A 2,482-nucleotide genomic window follows, 5' to 3' on the forward strand; every position below is an offset into this window, starting at 1 on the left:
CCCCTGCGGTCCGGGGCCGTCCGCGTTCCCGGGGGGAGGGCCGGGGGAGAACGGCGCTGGTGGAGGGCTTGCCCGGGATTCAGACCATGTGACATATTACTGAGGTGCTCAAGCGAAACCCCTACGACGTCGTGGTGGTCGGCGCCGGTGTCGTCGGCGCCGCCTGCGCCTACTACGCGGCCCGCGCCGGCCTGGAGGTCGCCGTGGTGGACCGCGGTCCGGTGGCCGGCGGGACCACCGGCGCGGGCGAAGGCAACCTGCTGGTCTCCGACAAGGAACCCGGCCCCGAACTCGACCTCGCGCTGCTCTCCACCCGCCTGTGGCGCGAGCTCGCCGAGGAGTTCGGCGACCGCGTCGAGTACGAGCCCAAGGGCGGCCTGGTGGTCGCCACCGGGCCCGCCGGGCTCGACCCGCTGCACGGCTTCGCCGCCCGGCAGCGCGCCGCCGGGGTGCAGGCCGTCCCGGTCGCCGCCGACGAACTGCGCACCCTCGAACCGCACCTGGCCCCCGGCCTGCCCGGCGGCTACCTGTACCCGCAGGACGCCCAGGTGCAGCCCGCGCTGGCCGCCGCCCACCTGCTGCGCGCCTCCGGCGCCGACCGGCACCTCGGCGAGGCCGTCACCGGCCTGCTGCGCCGCCCCGGCGGCCCCGTCACCGGCGTGCGCACCGAACGCGGCGAGATCGCCGCGGCCGCCGTGGTCAACGCGGCCGGCACCTGGGGCGGCGAACTCGCCGCGCTGGCCGGGGCGCACCTGCCGGTGCTGCCCCGGCGCGGCTTCGTACTGGTCACCGAACCGCTGCCGCGGATCGTCCGGCGCAAGGTCTACGCCGCCGACTACGTTGCCGACGTCGCCTCCGGCTCGGCCGACCTGCAGTCCTCCGCCGTGGTCGAAGGCACCCCCGCCGGGCCGGTGCTGATCGGCGCCAGCCGGGAGCGGGTCGGCTTCGACCGCACCCTCGACCCCGAGGTGCTGCACCGGCTCGCCGCCCAGGCCGCCGCGCTCTTCCCGGTGCTGCGCACCGTCCAGGTGCAGCGCGGCTACCGCGGCTTCCGCCCCTACCTGCCCGACCACCTGCCCGCCATCGGGCGCGACGCCCGGGTGCCCGGCCTCTACCACGCCTGCGGGCACGAGGGCGCGGGCATCGGCCTGGCGCCCGCCACCGGGCTGCTGATCAGCCGCCAACTGACCGGCGCCGAACCGGAGTTCGACCTGGCGCCGTTCCGTCCCGAGCGGTTCGGGGACGCGGCGGGGGAGTCGTGAGCCCAGGCCGGCGGGAGCGGGGCGCCAGGGGGGCCGGGGCCGCTACGGCTGCCAGGGGTGCCACGGCCGCCGCCCGGAACGGCGGCCGGAACGGCGGGCCGGGCGGGCACCCGGGCCCGGCGGCGGTACGAAGCACACGAAGGCGAGGAGAGGAGTAGCCATGGACCCGCTCGACCTGGTGGGCGCCGAACCCGGCCCCGCCCGCACCATCCTGTTCGACGGCCGCCCGGTGCCCGCGCTGCCCGGCCGGACGCTGGCCGCCGCGCTGTGGGCCGACGGCGTACTGGCCTGGCGCACCACCCGCTCCGGGGGCCGCCCGCGCGGCGCGTTCTGCGGGATCGGCCAGTGCTTCGACTGCCTGGCCACCGTCAACGGCAGCCCCAACCAGCGCCTGTGCCTGCTGCCCGCCGAGCACGGCGACACCGTCACCACCCAGGAGGGCCACGGCCGTGCCGACCTCGAAGTCTGAGCCGGGCGCCGGCCCCGGAACGGTGTACGACCTCGCGGTGATCGGCGCCGGCCCCGCCGGACTGGCCGGGGCCGACGCCGCCGCCCGGCTCGGTCTGCGGGTCGCGCTGGTGGACGCCGGCAGCCGGCTCGGCGGCCAGTACTACCGGCACCCCGCGCCCGAACTGGGCGCCGCGCGCCCCGGGAAGCTGCACCACGGCTGGGCGGTCTTCGCCCGGCTGCGCGAACGGCTGGCGGCCTCGCCGCTGGTCGACCACCTGGCCGGCCACCACGTGTGGGCGGCCGAGGCGGGCGACCCGGGCGACGAAGGGCGTCCCTGGCGCCTGCACGCCACCCGCGGCCCCGGGGCGGCCGACCGGACCACCGTCCTGGCCCGCGCCGTCCTGCTGGCCACCGGCGCCTACGAGCGGCACCTGCCCTTCCCCGGCTGGACGCTGCCCGGAGTGGTGACCGCGGGCGGCGCGCAGGCCGTGCTCAAGTCCTCTCTGGTGCTGCCCGGCCGGCGGATCGTGGTGTCCGGCAGCGGCCCGCTGCTGCTGGCCGCCGCCGCCTCGCTGGTCTCGGCCGGCGCGAAGGTCCCCGCGATCGTGGAGGCCACCTCCTACCTCGGCTACGCCCGCGGACTGCCGGTGCTGGCCGGCAACCCCGCGAAGCTCGCCGAGGGCGCCGCGCACGGTGCCAGGCTGCTGCGGCGCGGCGTGCGGCTGCGCCGCAGCAGCGCCGTGGTCGAGGCGCACGGCACCGACCGGGTC

Annotated in this window: 3 protein-coding genes; all 3 read left to right on the forward strand. The window is 78.2% G+C overall.

All coding sequences use genetic code 11. From position 1 onward, the window contains the following. The first annotated feature begins 104 nt into the window (after positions 1–104). On the forward strand, positions 105–1,262 hold the full coding sequence (locus ACFUEL_RS38400) for an NAD(P)/FAD-dependent oxidoreductase (RefSeq protein ID WP_380242660.1): 1,158 nt from the start codon (positions 105–107) through the stop codon (positions 1,260–1,262). Positions 1,263–1,422: 160 nt separating this feature from the next. Further along, complete coding sequence (locus tag ACFUEL_RS38405; RefSeq protein ID WP_380242662.1) at positions 1,423–1,731, forward strand: (2Fe-2S)-binding protein; 309 nt, start codon at positions 1,423–1,425, stop codon at positions 1,729–1,731. Beyond that, the coding region (locus tag ACFUEL_RS38410; RefSeq protein ID WP_380242664.1) for an FAD-dependent oxidoreductase at positions 1,712–2,482 on the forward strand (771 nt) is incomplete at its 3' end. The genes ACFUEL_RS38405 and ACFUEL_RS38410, both read left to right, overlap by 20 nt.

Origin of the sequence: Kitasatospora sp. NPDC057198, assembly GCF_042670125.1 — a bacterium.
Lineage (GTDB): Bacteria > Actinomycetota > Actinomycetes > Streptomycetales > Streptomycetaceae > Kitasatospora.